Here is a 17774-nt window from a genome sequence, read left to right on the forward strand (position 1 = left end):
AGAAAAATGAAAACTTTAATCACCATATTTAGTATCGTAGTAATCAGTTTAAGCGGCTTTAATAGCCCGGAGTCAACAGCGTCAGTGCATGAGGATGTTGTTCAAAATCAACTTACATTTGACGGGTATGAAGGTGGTTACTACTTTTTTACGAACACCAATCAACAAGCTGTTGTTTTAGAAGCTGATGAAGAGACTAAAAGTCCTGATTTAATAAACGGTAATTTAGAAGGTAAGACTTTTAAAGTTGTGTATACTCCTGTAGAAAGAACTGCAACTTCATCAACGCAAGGTATAATAGAAACTGTAAGAAAATAATTAATAAATCCCCTGATTCATTAATAAAAAAAGCCCGGAACTCCGGGCTTTTTTGTGCTTGTATTTGACGTGTTATTTTATTTCAGTACTAAAATCCTCTTTTGGGGTACGCACTTTTTTCATATTCACAAGCCAGTCGTTATCCGCATCGCGATACCCTAAAGTCAGGAGCAAGGTACTTTTATACCCGCTTCCTTCAAGTTCTAAAAGTTTATCGACTTCAGGAGGTAAAAAGCCTTCAATAGGGGTCGCATCCACTTTTTGCTCCGCTGCTGCAGCTATAGCCATTGCAAATGAAATATAACTTTGTTTAGCGGCGTGGTCAGCTTGCCACTCTTTTCCTAAAGGTTCGTATAAACTCATGATGTTTTGTTTATAATCATCCATAGTCTCACGAGGCAATCCACGTTGATCCATAGTATAATTAAAAACCGCACTTACCCGCGCATCAGTATAACCATCCCAAGCAGCAAAAACAAGCAGATGAGAGCAGTCTACAACCTGACTTTGATTCCAGGCTACATCTTTAATTTTATTCAGCAATTCTTTATTAGAAATCACAAATATCTTATAAGGCTGTAAACCTGATGAAGAAGGAGCCAGGCGGGCAGCTTCTAAAATATAATTTAATTTGTCTTCTGGTATCTGCTCGCCATTCATTTTTTTAGCTGCATAGCGCCATTTAAGATCTTCTATTAAACTCATAGTACTATTTATTTATAAGAAGCAAAATTAGTTAAGCTTAGTGACATAAAGTAACTTTGTGACATAAAGTGTCAGTTACATTTGAGTAACCACTTAAAACAATTGAAATGGAAGATGTAAAGCTGTTAACCTGCAATGAAAAAATACGGGCAATTCACGATACGATGGATGTGTTAAGCGGCAAATGGAAGGTTTCAATCATAGCCTGTTTGTGTTATAAAGGAATGCGCTATTCAGAATTGATGCGTCAAGTGCCCGGTATTAGCGGTAAAATGCTGAGTCGGGAATTGAAAGATTTAGAAATGAATAAACTCATTGAGCGCACCGTAGCACATACAAAGCCGGTTTGTGTTTATTATAAAATAACCCCTTATGGCGCTTCGTTAAAAGAGTTAACTGAAGTAATAGCAATCTGGGGACTGAAGCACCGGGAGCTGATAACGCAATAATTACAAAGCAGTATTTGTTGAACCCATTTAAAATACGTTGTGATGACCGAAATAGAACACAAATTAGACAGTAACGGCATACGGCCTACGGCGATGCGTATTTTGATATACAAATACATGGCTGAGAAAAACAATGCGCTGGCTTTAGCCGATGTTGAACAGGCATTTCAAAAAGCCGAACGTACGACCTTATACCGAACGATAAAAACCTTTGAAGAAAAAGGGATTGTACATCAAATAGATGATGGTACCGGCGTGTTGAAATACGCCTTGTGTGAACCGGGCTGTAATTGTGAAATCGATAGGGATTTGCATTTACATTTTCATTGTAACTCCTGCGATAAGACCATTTGTCTTACTCAACATAAAATACCGCACATCAACCTTCCCGAAGGTTTTATGGCTGAAGATGCCAATCTGGTCGTAAAAGGTATCTGTGATAGTTGTAGTGCCTATTAATTGCACTTCTGTTGCATTGTTTATTTATAGACCTTGCACCTATGAATACAGAAGCTCAAAATACCACACATACCTACGAGAACGACAGTTGTTGTTCTACGAATAAAAAAACGCATAATCACGCAGATCACAATCACGATCACGGAGACCATGGAGGTGGTTTTAAGACCTATATTCCGGGTATATTTAGTTTTGTGATGCTGGTTACCGGTATCGCTTTGGATTACTTTGAAGTTGCTTTCTTTAAAGAATACATACGTTTGGTGTGGTATATAGTAGCTTATATCCCGGTGGGATTTCCGGTGATGAAAGAAGGTTGGGAAAGTATTCGTAACGGGGATTTTTTCACTGAATTTCTTTTAATGACCCTAGCGACCATCGGCGCATTTGCATTGGGAGAATATCCTGAGGGGGTTGCGGTGATGTTGTTTTATGCGGTAGGTGAGTTGTTTCAGCACGCTGCGGTAGACAAGGCTAAAGGCAATATCAAAGCCCTACTGGATGTAAGACCCAATGAGGCTTTGGTTTTTCGTAAGAATGCGTTTACCGCTGTTGATCCAGAAGAAGTTGCTGTAGGCGAAAAGGTTCAGGTACGAGTAGGAGAGAAGATTCCTTTAGATGGAACGTTACTGAGTGATCAAGCAGTTCTAAACACGGCTGCACTGACGGGAGAAAGTAAACCTGATACGGTAAAAAAAGGAGCTCAGGTTTATGCCGGAAGCATCAATCTGGAAGGTGTAATTGAACTGGAAACTACCGCTGCATTCAAAGACAGTTCGATTGCCCGTATTTTAGATTTGGTTCAAAATGCAACCTCCAGAAAGTCTAAAACCGAGTTATTCATCCGGAAGTTTGCACGCGTTTATACGCCTATCGTGGTTGTTCTTGCGATTGCAGTTACGCTGTTACCCTACTTTTTTGTGGAAGATTATGTTTTTAGAGACTGGTTATATCGAGCGTTAATCTTTCTGGTAATCTCATGTCCGTGTGCTTTAGTGATCTCGATTCCGTTAGGGTATTTTGGGGGACTGGGGGCTGCATCCCGCAACGGGATTTTATTTAAAGGTGCGTCTTTTTTAGATGCGATGACTAAGATAAATACTGTGGTGATGGATAAAACCGGAACCGTAACTCAAGGTGTTTTTAAGATCAAACAGATTGAAAACAAATCGGGTTTTTCTGAAGATGAGTTGATGAATTACCTTACCGCTATAGAAGCTCAATCCACACATCCTATTGCAACCGCTGTGGGGGAATACCACGTGCAAGACGTTGCTTTTTCTGCAAGTGCGGTTTCAGAAATTGCCGGTAAAGGTTTAAAAGGAACTGTAAACGGAAAGACTGTTCTGGCAGGAAATAAAGCCTTGATGACTGCTCACCATATACCTGTTCCTGCTGAGGTGGATGAGATCGTAGAATCTGTTGTTATGGTTGCTGTTGATACTGAATTTTCGGGCTATGTAGTGCTTGCCGATGAATTGAAGGCCGATGCGAAAGAAGCCGTAATCCAGATTAGAAAAGCCGGAATCAAGCAGGTCATCATGCTTTCCGGAGATAAGGATGCTATTACGCAGCAAACCGCAAACGAACTCGGTCTGGATTATGCAAAAGGAGGTTTACTTCCGGAAGATAAATTGAACGAAGTGGAACGGCTACAGCAAGATAAAACGACTCAAGTTGCGTTTATAGGTGATGGTATTAATGATGCACCAGTATTAGCGACCAGTGACGTGGGGATTGCTATGGGAGGTTTAGGGAGCGATGTAGCGATAGAAACGGCAGCTATTATTATACAGACTGATCAACCTTCAAAAGTAGCACAGGCGATTAAAATAGGGAGATCTACTCGCAAGATCGTTTGGCAGAATATCGCGCTGGCTTTTGGTGTAAAAGCCATTGTACTTATTCTGGGAGCTGGCGGCTTGGCCACCATGTGGGAAGCGGTATTTGCTGACGTAGGTGTTGCTTTTCTGGCAATTTTAAATGCCGTGCGTTTGCAGAATATGAAGTGGTAATTCGGTTAGAATAACCCGTGATCAATCGATTTTATAATTGGTAATCTTCAGTTTGATCTTTCCGGTTTTGGTATCGATATTACGCATGGCTTTTCGATCTATCTTGGTATCACTGCCCATAAAATTCAAGGGTATTTTGAGCTTTTCGATAGCAAAAGAAACTTCGACATAATTGGGTAAACTATCCTGATTTGCGGCGTATTGCATATCCAATTTGTAAGTGCCTTGTTTTTTGGTAGTGATCTCAGAAGCGGCGATGCGCTGGTTTTGAGTATCCAGATACAGCGTTGCTAAAGCCATATCAGACTCATCCCCGATAGGGATCACATGGAGTACTTTTACAGAGATTCCGTGTAGTATTTCTTCACCGCGGTTGACGGTAATAAAGGGATGCTCAAATAATTCAGACAGTGCAAAATCGAGTCCACGTTTGGGTAAGACCACAAAATCATTACTAGAAAATTTGATGTCTTTTCCTTTTTGATACTTCATAGACGCGTGCTTGGTGGGCATATTGATGAAAGGAGCTTCTAAGTCGAGTTTGAGATCTGCTGTAAATCCATTCACTGCATCCATACGTTCTTTAATCGCAATCAAATCTGCATCAATCTCTTGAGCCGAAGTGTTTAAAACACAACATAGCGCAGCAATCAGGCTTAAGTATTTTATCATCCTATATCTTTTTTAGTAAACAGAAAGATCCCTAGTAGCGCAAAAAACGCGGTATATCCTGCAAGTAACAGGTTGTCTATCAAGATGGAATTCATATTCAATTCATAATCAAAAAAATGCTGCCATGCATTGGTAAGCTTCGGAAAAAAGAAGCGCTCTACTGTAGGTAAACCAAAATCTGCTTTGAGCAACAACGAGCATAATATTAAGAAGAAAGCTGAAGCAATCCAGGTTTTTGCCGGTTCCTTAAGTAAAATACCCAGCGTAAGACTAACCGTAGTAAAAAACAGCATACTCAACAAACCGGAAGCAAAAGCGAAGCAAATGCGCTTAAAAGCCTCGTCTGCCGGGAAAAAATTAAGCGTTCCTAAATACACGACCAGATCTCCATTGCCAAAAATACTGTATGCCAAAATAAAAGTAGTGAGCATCAGCAAGACCAGAATAAGTGCTGTAAAAATAAAGGAAGCTATGTATTTTGCTGTGATGAGTTGCCCTTTGCTCACAGCTTGTAACATCACGGTTTTTAACGTTCCGTTTTTGTATTCTTCAGTGATGAGGGCAGAGCTTACGATCATCAGAATTAGCGGTAAATTAAACCACAGCGAATTCAGGATAATGTATAACAGCAAATTGCCATTCAGCAGATTTCCTTCAAAATAAAAAGATTGTCTGAGGTTGTCTAAGAGCAATTCTAAGATCGTTGCACCTTGATAATATGCAGCGGTTAGGATAATGCCTTCAATCAACAGGACTGCTGTAATCGCATACCAGGTTTTACTTTCGCGAAAAAGTTTAAACAATTCGGCTTTTAATAACGGGATCATCATTGTGCCAACGGAATTACCAATTGTTCTAAGGTGATATCAGGCACGCATGAGGTTACCGCAAAACCTTCTTCCAACACATTTTGCAAGATTGCCGGTATGTGTTCACTGCTGCATTTGATGGAGGCCGTATTTTTTTCAGCAGCTACTAAGTAGGGTTGTAGTGTTCTGCTAGTTTCAATATTAGTAGCAGTGATCGTATACCTTGAAATTAATCCGTCAAGTAGCTTCTTAGTTTCCCCTTTATTTACCAAAAACCCATTGTCTATGACATAGAGATAGTCACAACACTTTTGCAATTCGGTCATCAAGTGTGAAGAAAGCAAAATAGCGATATTTTGAGCAGCCAGTTTTTTAATGAGTTTGATAAGCGATGCTACACCGGTTGGGTCGAGACCCGAAAAAGGTTCGTCAAGAATCAAAATCTCCGGATCGTTGAGTAGCGCAATCGCAATGCCCAGACGTTGTTTCATACCCATAGAAAAGTTACGCACAGGATCTTTACGGTCTGTGGGTAGCCCCACGCTTTCCAGATAGTTCTCCACGCTTTTTAAATCGGCAGGAGCTTTCTGAATTTGCGCAAACAGTTTAAGATTTTCATAGGCGTTGAGGTAGCCGTATAAGCCCGGTTGCTCAATAACTGCACCTATGGGTTTTGGACGCCTGGATGCTACCGTCACCGTGCCATGATCTGGAGTAATCAAACCGCACAAAATCTTAAATAAGGTGGTTTTGCCTGCGCCATTTCTGCCTAGTAGGCCAGAGATGACACCCGGTTTTAATTCAATAGAAAAGTTGTGAAGCGCTTTACCCGATTTGTAAGACTTGCTTAATTCTGTTGCGTGTAGCATTAAGCCATTAATTTTTTAGAATTTCTAAAATTAAATTTTGGCTCATAATATTTCTCTAAAAAGGTTCTGGACCAAAAGTATTTTTTAAATGGAAACAAGGGATCCTGAATCATAAACTGGGGTACAAAATGATACCATTTTACACCTAGCGAGGAATAGTATTGTTTGATTTCGGTTTCCATACCCAGTTCTTTAGCTGCGGCTATCAATGCCATACGCTGGCATTTACTTCCCCGGTAATGCTCTGCTATTTTAGGGGTAAAGCCGTGCTGAAATAAATGATCTTTTACCCGTTTGTAATTCTGAAACCGCGACCAGACATCCATCGTGACCAAAAAAATATGAATAAATGAAAACATCAGAGACCAGAGCCAAAATGCGATGATAATGATAGTTTCTTCCGTGTAGGCTTCCAGAAATTTAGTGTAGTAAAAAACCGTTTCCAAAATAAATAAAAACAGCGCGCCATAGAGTAATTTACCTACGTTCCAGTAAGATATAAAAACCGTAGGCTGCTTGGGCAAATCGCTGTAACGCATCATAAAATGGAAACCTATTATTTGCAATAATAAACAAATAGAAGGGTTAATTATTGTTCAGCATATAGATTAACTAAATTTTTCAGGAATATCTAAAAAAAGCCATTCCTTTTAAAAAGAGTTCAAGGTTTTGAAGCGAAACCTTAGCGTGCTATACCGAATCTTGCTCTTTAGCTGCCTTGCGCTCTTCTCGTTCTTGTTGTCGTGCAGCTCTTCTGGCTTCCCTTTTTTCTTTACCGGTTAAGGTAGTTTCTTCCTTAAAAGCATCTTTAAACTCTATAGAATCGTCAGTTTCTCCCTTAAATGCTTTGATCCAGGCATTTTTTAAAATCCCTCCGATCGTTGGCCATACACCGGCTTTGATATTATTTAAATCCCCGGAAAGTGGTATTTCGGTAGCTAAGGTATCGGTACGCTGATTTTTGAGTGCAAATTTGAAAAAGCCGATAAACCCTTCCCATAGGGTTTCCAAGAAACCATCTTCTTTGCCTATGAGTTTAGAATCTATTAACAGGGGCTTCATATAGCCTTTCAGGTAACCGTCTGCAATAGCGATCTCGCTGTAAAACTCTACCGTACCGCTGTCAAAATCTATTCCGGCATAATAGTTTGTAAAATCGTTAAGCGCTGTGGCATTGGCTTGTTGCAGGGAAAGCTCTATATCCATATCAGGAATTTCTTTAAGGATGTTGAGCGCACCACCTAGTTGTACTTTTCCTCCACCAAAAGAAATTCCGGTCGCCTTAATAGGAGAGGGGAGCACCCGATTTTGTTCTACCACGTTACGCAAATTGTCTGCGGTGAGTTCGAGATTTTCTATTGAAAGGTCCACGTTAGGGTCTGCAGCGAGTTGCACAAAAGCCAGTTTCCCATCGTGTACCTCAAAATGATTTATTTCGAGAGGAACAATATCTGTAATCGCTTTGGTCCAGTCTTCTACGTCGGCATCACCTTCTGATGCAGTTGCTTGCTGATCTTCAAAAACATAGATGATCTCCGGACTAAGCATCTTAATTTCAGAAACAATTTTACCTTTGAAGATTGATTTCCATTCCACCGAAATATCGGTTTTAGGAAAGTTTAAAAAAGGAACCTGCGTGTCTGCATTTACTTTGTTGAGGTAAAGACCATCAATGACATACGCCCCACGGTACAAAGAAATATCTATATCTGCTACCTGACCGTAATAGCCCGGGATATCGGCCAATACTTTATTTATATAATTTTTAACCAGAGTGGGAAGATAAATTCTGAATGCAATTAAAAGTATGATCAGCACTATGGGAATCACATATCTTTTTTTCTTGTAGCGCGATCTTTTCGCCTCTGAATCTGCCATGATGTAGCGTTTGAAGCTGCCAAGTTATTAAGCTTCTTAGAAAAATGTGCACTGCTTAACGGAATATTAAGCTTTAAGCGCGCTTTTAAATCGCCTAGGCAGACAACATGGTTTTAATCGAGGATGAGTCGTATGTTTTTATGGTCTGCAAATAGATCGAGTAGAATCTTAAAAAGTGTTTCTCCCTGATCATTTTCTAATGCGGTTATCTTGTTATGTACCCATTGGATGTTATAGGGATTACGGATATCAGTTTTATTGGCACCGCCAAAGGGTTCAATACCCCGAGGTAGTTTACTCTGATAGAAATCCCGAGTGGCTTCGAAGCCCAAGTCTTGTTTGCTTTTATGTGCATGCTTCCAAATTAACACTACCGGATGCTTCCCAAAACCGGAATAGAGTACATCATTGAGTGCATCCAGATTGTGTGTCGGTTTCCAATTCGGAAGAAAAGGCATCACTTGATACAGATCTATATAAAAACCTTCTAGAGAATTAAAGCGAGCAGCGTTTAAGGTATAGACCTTGGGCTTTTGCATGGCGTTTAGAGCGTTAGATTTTAATTAGATAATTCTGAATAAGTATAGTACTCATTCAAGTATGAAAGGTATTGTATGGCTATTATGAGTCTCCAATAATTAGCTTTAAAAGCTATAGTTCGCTGCTCATCATAATTGATTATTAAGCTTCTAAATATAAATGATGGAGGTAGATCACCTGCAGCTAAAACCTTACTCACATAGGTTTTTACATCTTTGTCAGAAAGCCTTTTTAGTAGAGCGAGATACTTTCCTGAGGTATTAATAGAGAAGGAATTATAAATAATGGGTTCATCAAATCTCACGCCGTTATAGGATCTATAAGCTGTTGCCTTACTATTTACCCATAACTCTTTTTTTGTAGACAGCGAGAGCCTATTGAGTTGTTCTTTAAGTTCAACTTTGTCGAAAAGAATTTTGGTTATAGAGTCTGGTCTTAGTGCTGTATATTGAAAAAATCGCAAGTAAGAAGTATTGAGATTGGTTTGTGGTTTTTTTATACCAGTTTCAAAGTAGTCTACCAGTGTATTCATTTCTGAAGCTTCAGTGTGATCAAATCCCTGATGTAAAAGCATCTTTTTTACAGAAGTTCTTTGAGATGAGCACGAAGTGAAAATAACAACTAGTATTAGTAAGAGTGAGCGTTTCATTTTCAAAGCGAGAAATACCTTATATGTTTTAACAAGTATAGTATTTTAAAAGTGAAAAAGGACCTACAATCAAACACCAACCTCCGGTTGTTTTTTAGGATCGCTATCTTCTATTATGATCTCTGGGGCCTGCCTTTCCCAGGATCTTTTGAAATAGTAGTAGAGTAAATAGGTACAGGCAATACCAAAAGGAAGGAGCATCAGACTCAGCAGAAAATCATTGATCGTATCAAAATAACCCGGAGCAATAAGCTCTATAAAAATACCTAATAGTATGCCTGAAACAACAGCACCCACATAATAGGCAACAATGCCCAGCATGGCAAAACCCCATTTGCTTTTACCGTGAGCTTCTGCTAATTGATAATAGTATTTTCCGATCCAGTAGAGTAAAATTAATCCGATCATAGAGGGTGTCTGCTTGTTTTTTTAATCTTTTGAAAAGTGTAGCTCTTCGCTGCACAACCCTGGTATTCTTGAGCGGTTAACAATGGAATCATGCAGCTTGTTCTTCTTCAATAAGAAAACTAGTTTAGTTCTTCAATTATAATATCCTTCCATTTCACTTTTATTCCACCTCCTGAATGAATTTGTAAAGCGATAGAACCCACTCCTTTCCCAATTTTATCATCAGCAATTGAAACCATTTCCTCACCGTTTAGCCAGGAAGTTAATTCATTACCTACCACTCTAATTTTCATAGCATTCCATTCTCCTTCTTTTAATACCTCTTCTTTTTCAGCAGTTGGTTTAATCAGCCATCCTCTGCCGTAAGACTCGTAGACACCACCTGTGTGCATTCCTTTTGGAGCCACTTCTACCTGCCAACCTGAAACTTTAGTCCCTTCAATTGTAGAACGAATAAAAACTCCGCTATTACCGTCTGCTTCTTGCTTAAATTTTAAGGTTAGAACATAATCTTTGTACTGTTTATCTGTTGCCAAATAACCGTATTCTTGATCCGGGCCACTTTCACAAACCAATAAACCATCCTCAACATACCATTTTTCAGTACCATAGTTTGTCCAACCCTCTAAATTCGTTCCATTGAACAACGACTTTTTCTGAGCATGCAATTGAAATCCGTAACTGAAAATCATCATTAAAGCTGCTAAAACTATTTTTCTCATTTTACTCTATTTTTTACTTGATAACCGACATTTAAATGCTCCGAGATTTGTCTCGTTCAGTTTAATGCTTCGCGGGCCTGCCTTTGTCGGCAGACAGGCTTGCGCCGAAGTAGTTTACTAATTCGTAAATTACGAATATTTTTCACTTAAATCTTAAACACTAACATTTCTATGTATCACATCTGCTAACCAGAGATATCAGGAAGTTTCCTGATTATCATTACTAATGATACATCGTATCAATCAAGTACCCTTACGGAATTCCCTATTCCCTCTAAAAATAATGCCACTTCAAGCAGTATTTGCTTTCCGTTTCTTCCAAGTTCAGGTCTCTTTTCGTTGGGTGCAAGGTGTACTTTTGAAGAACTGCATCCCTTGATTGGGGAACGTTGCGATTACGTGAAAACCCGTAATACCGAACCAAACCCCTGAAATTTTCGATTGAGTATATAAAAACAAGAGGTCTTACTACTCGTTTTTTGAAAGGAGGAGCTTAAAAAGTTCAATAAGCCTAATCGCCTCAAGGTTAAAGATAGGATTTTACGAGTTTTTCTATGATTATGTTTATACGATTCCTTTCTTCCTCCTGAGTAGAATCTAATACGCGTAATTGTATGCAGGTGTAATCATTGATTAATTTTACAACCAAGAAATATCTAGAGTTTTTGATATGACTTCGATTTATAGAAATTTTTGTTGGTTGTATTATAGAACTTTCTTTTTTTGATTTAAAAGGATCCCAAGAACTGACCACTTGTAAAGCTTCTGGATTATTTGATTTTAATTGGTTCATTAACGGAGTTATGTCAACAAAATCTATTTTTTTCTCAATTTCATTTTGATAAAATGAACTGACTAGAATACGATTGGCTTTATTTACCGCTCTATTGGTAAAACTTTGATTTCCTGAATACTGTAAATGCATACTGTTGCGATTTGAGGTTTATAAACGTAAACAATTAGAGTCTAAAGTTAACATTTAAAGCGCTGAATTTCAGTTAAATAAAGTTTGTGTTGCGAAATTTTTATATATGAAAGAATAGCTTATTGTAATGATAATTTATCTTTTTAGAAGAGTAGTTTTGAAAGAATTTTATGTGATTCACAATATTTTAAGATTTTCAGAATCAACTGTTTTTCTTGTGCATGATTGAAAATTCTTCCTAATCGTGTTGGCAGCTCTTAAAAAGAAAATTTTAAAGCACGATAATTTGTCTAATCTATTATAGATGATCCCTTGTCTTGTGTTCTTGAGAAAAAGTGTGAGTAAAAAGGCTATTAACCTTACTTCCTATCTAATGAGGGGTGACAAAGATTAATTTCTTCTAAAATATTTTTATAAACGAGACATTTAGCACCAGCAAAATTCTTTCCGTAATACTAGTTTTTAGATTGTATTAATGAGGCAATTTTAGCGTGTCGTAAGCACTAGAACTTCTTAGAAATATATCTTCTTACAGGTTAGAGAGTCGTTTGAAATTCTATTGATAAACTTGATTTACTTTCTAATAGAATATTTTAAATTCATTCAAAAAATGGATAAAAATAGGGGCAGAAATACAGAACTTGTTTTTTGAAGTCAAAACAATATAAAAAAGAATTTTTATACCTAGTAATGGACAAACCCTATAAAACTATATAATTGATTAAATGAATCCGTTTTTTTTGAACTATAGTATTGTGAGACGTTTAACGGTATTGCTACATTTTTTCCACAAAACTTTGTCAATTTAAATAACATAAGAAATGAAATGTGCCGTAGTGCATATGAAAAAGGAGATTTTTAGATTTAAAGAATTTAAAAAAGTATGATTGAAATATGCTATAATGGTAATTTTACTCCTCTGAAAATGGCTATTTCCTAAAAATACATTTACAGTATTTATCCGTGTTGTATTTTGCGTTTTCTCAATTATCTTTAACAATTAAATCTGATAGAACCTATTTGAATACTAATGAAGCTTTCATAAAATCTGTTTTCCAAAAGGAATATAAGGCGTTATGTATTTATGCATATGGGTATCTACTTGATAAGGATGATGCACAAGATATTGTACAAGATGTTTTTGTTAGATTATTAGAGTCCGATAATTTAGATCATATAAATAATCTCAAAGCATATATAAAAACAAGTATTTATCACAGTTGTTTAAAAGAAATGCGTAATAAATCAAAAACCAACTCTTTAACTCCTGTAGAAGATCGCATCGCTTCAATAGCTCTTACCCAAGAAGCAAAGTTTATAAAAGAAGAGGAGTCTCAGCTTCTTTTGAACGAATTGCAGTTATTACCAAAAGAATGTCGTAAAGCGTTTGAGCTTTGTGTTTTGTACGGATATAAATACACAGAAGCAGCAGATAGTCTCAACATTTCTAAAAATACCATCAAAACACAAATTAAAAAAGCATATAAGATCTTACGTGAGTCGATGAGGATTGCTCAGGTTTTATGGTTGTTTGCTGGCTTTTAAATGTTAAATTTTTACTTTTTGTAAATATTTTAGGAATTCGAGTCACCCCAAAGTAATTCCTCCGGCTCTTATTAGTAGAACCCTTAATTAAAGTGGTTACTATGCAAGGAGAACTAGATATTCTGATAAAGAAACTCAACGGTAGTTTAAATTCCAAGGAAGCGGTTTTATTTGACAACTGGATTAACCAATCTGTTGAAAATAAAAAGTTTTACGAGAAACTACTTTTGCTTAAATCACAAGGAGGTGATTTACAAGAGTTACATAATCTTGATACCCACAACGCCTGGGAAGCGGTTTTAAATAAGGTTGAAAGTCGCAAGACTGTTGTTCAAATGCCAGTTCATAAAAAGTTGAGCTTTTGGCATTACGCTGCTGTTGCCGCTGTAGCCGGTATATTGATTACTTTAAATTTTGTGTATCGTCCGTTTAAAAATGTTACAGACTATACGAATACACTGAGTATAGAGACTGAAGACGGAGCAATAGAAGTTATTGAGTCAGAAAGCAGTATCCAACTATTTGATGAAGCCGGAACACAAATCGCATCTCAACAAGCGGACACCTTAAGCTATAAATTTTCACAAGCTAAAAAAGCAATTGCTTACAATACTTTGAATGTGCCCCATGGTAATACGTTTACTTTAAAACTAGGTGATGGTTCTGTTGTGCGTCTTAATGCAGGAAGCCGACTTACTTATCCGGTTAATTTTAAACCGGGACAAGAGCGTTTGCTTTCGTTAAAAGGAGAGGCCTATTTTATGGTGAGTAAAAGCAAAAAACAGCCTTTTATTATAAATACACATGGAGTTAATGTAGAGGTACTGGGAACATCCTTTAATATCAATTCCTATAGTGAAGATAACACTGTGGCAGTAGCTCTTGTTGAAGGTTCTGTCAAAATGTATGATGATTTAGATAAAGACTCTCAATCAATTATACTTTCACCAAATCAATTAGGATTGTATACCAAACAAGAAGCAACTCTACACGTAACCGATGCTGATATGTGGGAGCATACAGCTTGGTTAGCTGGACGTTTAATTATAAGAGATGCTTCATTCTCTGATATCCTAAAGAAAATCGAACGTAAATACGGTGTGAGGGTAATCAATAAAAACACTACGATTAAAGAGGAACGTTTTAACGCCAGTTTTGATGTAGAAACCGTAACCGAAGTGTTGGAAGCGTTTGCTATAGATACCCCATTCAATTTTACGTATAAAGATAATATGATAACAATAACAGATATATAAAAAAGGATCAGGAAATGCGTCAACATTCCCTGATCTAATAAATGTAAGTCAACTAGTTCAAATTAATTAACCTAACACTGTAAATGTATGAAAATACCTATTTGTACAAGGCATGTAATGTCTTGTTTCCAACAACATTCTTTAGCGATGAAACTAACTACGCTATTATTGTTTGCTTCCCTATTTAGTTTACAAGCAAACTCTTATTCCCAACGGCTTAAGGTTACACTTAATCTCAACCATGTAAGTGTGCAAGAAGTTTTGGAGCAAATCGAGGAAAGTACTGCCTATAAATTTATCTACAATGTAAAAACATTTGATACAGATAAATTATTGAATATCAATTTTAATGAAGAAGAAATTCAGGTTGTTCTTGATCAGATTTTGGCCAGTACACATACAGATTATGTTATTCGGAAAAATCTGATTGTACTTAAGCCTTCTCCACAAGTAGCTGTAAGCGCATTAATAGAGGCATCAAAAAATGCGATGCAAATGCAGATCACGGGTACAGTACAGGATAGTAAAGGAGTTATGCTCCCCGGGGTCACTGTAAAAATCAAAGATTCACAAAAAGGTGTTTCTACAGATTTTGACGGGAACTATTCAATTACTGCAGACCCTGAAGCGACCCTTGTTTTTTCATATGTAGGTTTTGAAACTTTAGAGACTACTATTGACGGTCGCAACCAAATTGATATTACGCTTAAAGAATCACTTGAAGAAATGAGCGAGGTTGTTGTAATAGGATATGGGCAGGTGAAAAAAGAAAACATTACCGGCTCGGTAGGTATTGTTGATATGGAAAGTTTTCAAAATCAAGCACCGACTATCAATATCGATCAGGGTCTGCAAGGTCTCGTTGCGGGTGTAAATGTGAGTTCGCCTAGTGGTCAACCAGGCTCGGCTTCCAAAATACGCATACGTGGAACCACTTCGCTTTTTGGGTCTAATCAACCGTTATATGTAATTGATGGAATTCCTGTTGTATCGGAAAGTAATATTCCTATTGGAGGAACTGAAGGTGGTAATCTGGGGCAGGAATTGGACAATCAGGGGTTGAGTACTCCTATTGGTAATATTAATCCCAGTGATATCAAATCGATCACGGTTTTAAAGGATGCATCTGCAGCAGCAATATATGGCTCACGAGCTGCTAATGGTGTAATTGTAATTACTACAAAACAAGGAACCAAAGACGGCAAAACTCAATTTGAGTTTAGTGCTTCAACAACTGTTCAAAATACACCTACTCTAGATGTGCTTAATGCAGACCAATTTAAGGATGTGTGGCTTACAGCTGTAAATAACAGTTCGAGTACAGATGCTTTTTCACAAAGTATACGAGATGGTTCTTATTTTGGTACAGCAAACACAAATTGGGAAGAAGAACTTAATCCTTCAAATCAGGTGTCTTCAAATTACAACTTGAGTATACGTGGTGGAAATGCAACCACACAGTATTCAACGTCAATGTCTGCACTTAATGAGCAAGGCGCATTAGAAGGAGCGGCTAGAAAACGTTATACCTTAAATTTAAATTTGAATACGAAGGCTACCGAAAAGTGGAGTTTTGGCACACGTCTACAAACGACTTATTCTGATCAGGATGCGGCAGATTCCGGTTTGTTTGATCGTATTTATGTCTATAGACCAGATCTACCTGTTTTTGATGAAGAGGGTAACTATTCATTTTCAGATGGTTATAATTTAGAAAATCCAAAAGCACTATCACAAGCGGTAAACAGTAATAAGACATTTTTATTTCTAGGAACATTTTTTACCCAATTAGAACTTGTAGAAGGGCTCAAGGCTGAAACTCGATTATCAATTAACTATAATACCGGAAAGCAAAATAGTTATTACCCAGAGTTTTTATCTCGTGGTGGGTGGAGTCGCCTGCAAGGTGATGGCGATGGGTATGCACAAGATAGTAGAGCAGAATCTTCTGTAGTGCAATGGAATTCAAATCTTACGTATTCTAAAACATTTAATGACTTACACAGTATAGAGAGTGTACTAGGTACAACTTTCGAAAAAGTAAGTTCTTCTTATAATAAAGCTTTTGGTGAAGGGTATAGCAATGGGGTTTTAAGTAATGTGAGCAGTGCTACCTCTAGCAATGGTGGGCTCTCAACAAGCCAAGGATCTGGTTTACATTCCTATTTCGGTCGTGTACATTATGATTATGACGATCGTTACTTACTAACACTTTTGGGACGTGTAGATGGTTCTTCAAAGTTTGCTGTAGAAAATAAATATGCATTTTTCCCAGCGGCTGCTGTTGCCTGGAGAGCAACAGAGGAAAGCTTTTTAAAGAATAATAAAACCTTAAATAATTTAAAATTTAAAGCGAGTTTAGGTACTACAGGACAGCAAGATTTTGGTGCTTACCAGTGGCGCACTCTTTACGAAACCTATTTCTATGCAGGAAGCGCTGTGATTTTAACCCAATTGGGTAATGATAAATTAAAGTGGGAAACAACTCAGCAACTTGATTTCGGTATAGAGTTTGGCCTTTTAAATAACCGTATTTCGGGTGAATTGGGTTACTATGAGAAGAACACGAAGGATGCTATTTTTAATGTCATACCCCCAGGAAATACCGGGTCAGGTACAATTTTAGCAAACGTAGGAGAAACCCAAAATAAAGGTTTAGAGCTTTTAGTAAACTTTAATGTAATACGCGCTAAAGATTTTTCCTGGGACCTACGGATCAACGCTACCAAAAACAGTAATAAGTTGGTAAAGATATCGGATGATTATAAAGACGATGAAGGTTTTGTAACTGGAATTCCCGGTAATGGTGGGCGCCTACGTGAAGGAAGCCCGATAGGTTTGATTTACGGGTATGTTGCAGAAGGAATTTTTCAAGATCAGGTAACAATTGATGGGTTAAACTCCAGTGCTCCGGGTGGAGTCTATCAAGATGAGGAGACCTCACCAGGAGATATTCGTTTTAAAGATATCTCAGGCCCAGACGGTATTCCCGATGGCATAATATCATCTTTTGATCAACAAGTGATAGGAGATGCGCGACCAGATGTTTATGGAGGTTTTACGAATACTTTTAGATACAAACAACTATCACTTTCGGCGCAGTTTAGTTATGCAATAGGAAATGACCTATTATGGTTCTCACAGTCACGAAGTATAAACTTTCAGAATTCATTTCTTGGTGAAAATAAGACCATTGATGTCCTTAATGCCTGGACTGCAGAAAACCCAACCAACGTTCCAAGATCAGTATATCGTGATCCTAATGGAAATGGTAAAATCTCGAGCTTTTATGTGCACGACGGTTCGTATTTAAGACTAAACACGCTTAATCTCCGCTATGATTTTTCTAAAGAATTTTTAGAGCGTTTTCCTTTTATTAATGGCCTTGCAATATATGGAATAGCTCAAAACCTATTTACAGTTACAAATTATCCAGGTGCAAATCCACAAGGCGGAAGCTTATTTGATAATGATATCTCCGGTTCTGGTAGAGATACGAACCGATACCCGCTTCAAAGTGCCTATACCGTAGGTGTCAACTTAAGATTTTAATTC

General features: G+C 37.6%; 18 protein-coding genes. 7 read left to right on the forward strand and 11 right to left on the reverse strand.

All coding sequences use genetic code 11. The features are described from left to right. Positions 1-6 precede the first annotated feature (6 nt). Positions 7-318: a hypothetical protein gene (locus DSM02_RS03085; RefSeq protein WP_128764257.1), complete on the forward strand. Its 312-nt coding sequence runs from the start codon at positions 7-9 to the stop codon at positions 316-318. A gap of 72 nt (positions 319-390) precedes the next feature. Here DSM02_RS03085 and DSM02_RS03090 read toward each other — a convergent pair whose 3' ends face one another. Further along, complete coding sequence (locus DSM02_RS03090; RefSeq protein ID WP_128764258.1) at positions 391-1023, reverse strand: nitroreductase family protein; 633 nt, start codon at positions 1021-1023, stop codon at positions 391-393. 107 nt (positions 1024-1130) lie between these two features. Here DSM02_RS03090 and DSM02_RS03095 point away from each other — a divergent pair, with 107 nt between their 5' ends. Genes DSM02_RS03095 through DSM02_RS03105 form a run of 3 tightly spaced genes read left to right on the forward strand, consistent with a single transcriptional unit; the run spans position 1131 to position 3946 of the window. Next, the gene (locus tag DSM02_RS03095) at positions 1131-1472 is read left to right on the forward strand and encodes a winged helix-turn-helix transcriptional regulator (protein ID WP_128764259.1); all 342 of its coding nucleotides are present in this window, start codon (positions 1131-1133) and stop codon (positions 1470-1472) included. A gap of 42 nt (positions 1473-1514) precedes the next feature. Beyond that, a complete protein-coding gene (locus tag DSM02_RS03100) occupies positions 1515-1931 on the forward strand; it encodes a Fur family transcriptional regulator (RefSeq protein WP_128764260.1) in 417 nt (138 codons plus the stop codon). Positions 1932-1972: 41 nt separating this feature from the next. Continuing rightward, positions 1973-3946, forward strand: a complete 1974-nt coding sequence (locus DSM02_RS03105; protein WP_128764261.1) for a heavy metal translocating P-type ATPase — start codon at positions 1973-1975, stop codon at positions 3944-3946. Between the two features lie 21 nt (positions 3947-3967). On the opposite strand, the gene DSM02_RS03110 is transcribed toward DSM02_RS03105, so the two are convergent. From DSM02_RS03110 to DSM02_RS03155, 10 genes are all read right to left on the reverse strand, one after another. Then, on the reverse strand, positions 3968-4618 hold the full coding sequence (locus DSM02_RS03110; protein ID WP_128764262.1) for a hypothetical protein: 651 nt from the start codon (positions 4616-4618) through the stop codon (positions 3968-3970). Continuing rightward, positions 4615-5448 carry an ABC transporter permease gene (locus tag DSM02_RS03115; protein ID WP_128764263.1) on the reverse strand — a complete coding sequence of 278 codons (834 nt, stop codon included), beginning with the start codon at positions 5446-5448 and terminating at the stop codon, positions 4615-4617. The genes DSM02_RS03110 and DSM02_RS03115 overlap by 4 nt, the downstream gene beginning before the upstream one ends. Beyond that, on the reverse strand, positions 5445-6296 hold the full coding sequence (locus DSM02_RS03120; protein WP_128764264.1) for an ABC transporter ATP-binding protein: 852 nt from the start codon (positions 6294-6296) through the stop codon (positions 5445-5447). Before DSM02_RS03120 ends, DSM02_RS03115 begins: the two co-directional genes overlap by 4 nt. Next, positions 6296-6838, reverse strand: a complete 543-nt coding sequence (locus DSM02_RS03125) for a hypothetical protein (protein WP_240673965.1) — start codon at positions 6836-6838, stop codon at positions 6296-6298. Before DSM02_RS03125 ends, DSM02_RS03120 begins: the two co-directional genes overlap by 1 nt. Positions 6839-6986: 148 nt before the next feature. After that, positions 6987-8174: a DUF748 domain-containing protein gene (locus DSM02_RS03130; protein WP_128764265.1), complete on the reverse strand. Its 1188-nt coding sequence runs from the start codon at positions 8172-8174 to the stop codon at positions 6987-6989. 113 nt (positions 8175-8287) lie between these two features. Then, on the reverse strand, positions 8288-8713 hold the full coding sequence (locus DSM02_RS03135) for a barstar family protein (RefSeq protein ID WP_128764266.1): 426 nt from the start codon (positions 8711-8713) through the stop codon (positions 8288-8290). 20 nt (positions 8714-8733) lie between these two features. After that, on the reverse strand, positions 8734-9288 hold the full coding sequence (locus DSM02_RS03140) for a hypothetical protein (RefSeq protein ID WP_128764267.1): 555 nt from the start codon (positions 9286-9288) through the stop codon (positions 8734-8736). Positions 9289-9432: 144 nt separating this feature from the next. Beyond that, a complete protein-coding gene (locus DSM02_RS03145) occupies positions 9433-9771 on the reverse strand; it encodes a hypothetical protein (protein WP_128764268.1) in 339 nt (112 codons plus the stop codon). Between the two features lie 119 nt (positions 9772-9890). Beyond that, entirely contained in the window at positions 9891-10493 is a 603-nt protein-coding gene (locus DSM02_RS03150) for a 3-keto-disaccharide hydrolase (protein ID WP_128764269.1), read from the reverse strand. Between the two features lie 526 nt (positions 10494-11019). Continuing rightward, positions 11020-11418: a hypothetical protein gene (locus tag DSM02_RS03155; RefSeq protein WP_128764270.1), complete on the reverse strand. Its 399-nt coding sequence runs from the start codon at positions 11416-11418 to the stop codon at positions 11020-11022. A gap of 1020 nt (positions 11419-12438) precedes the next feature. Between DSM02_RS03155 and DSM02_RS03160 the strand changes: the two genes are divergently transcribed. From DSM02_RS03160 to DSM02_RS03170, 3 genes are all read left to right on the forward strand, one after another. Continuing rightward, positions 12439-12963: an RNA polymerase sigma factor gene (locus DSM02_RS03160; protein ID WP_164918218.1), complete on the forward strand. Its 525-nt coding sequence runs from the start codon at positions 12439-12441 to the stop codon at positions 12961-12963. A gap of 101 nt (positions 12964-13064) precedes the next feature. Beyond that, a complete protein-coding gene (locus DSM02_RS03165; protein WP_128764272.1) occupies positions 13065-14219 on the forward strand; it encodes a FecR family protein in 1155 nt (384 codons plus the stop codon). Positions 14220-14366: 147 nt separating this feature from the next. After that, entirely contained in the window at positions 14367-17771 is a 3405-nt protein-coding gene (locus DSM02_RS03170) for a SusC/RagA family TonB-linked outer membrane protein (RefSeq protein ID WP_240673966.1), read from the forward strand. The last annotated feature ends 3 nt before the right edge of the window (positions 17772-17774 follow it).

The organism is Leeuwenhoekiella polynyae (genome assembly GCF_004104075.1).
Classification (GTDB): Bacteria; Bacteroidota; Bacteroidia; order Flavobacteriales; family Flavobacteriaceae; genus Leeuwenhoekiella; species Leeuwenhoekiella polynyae.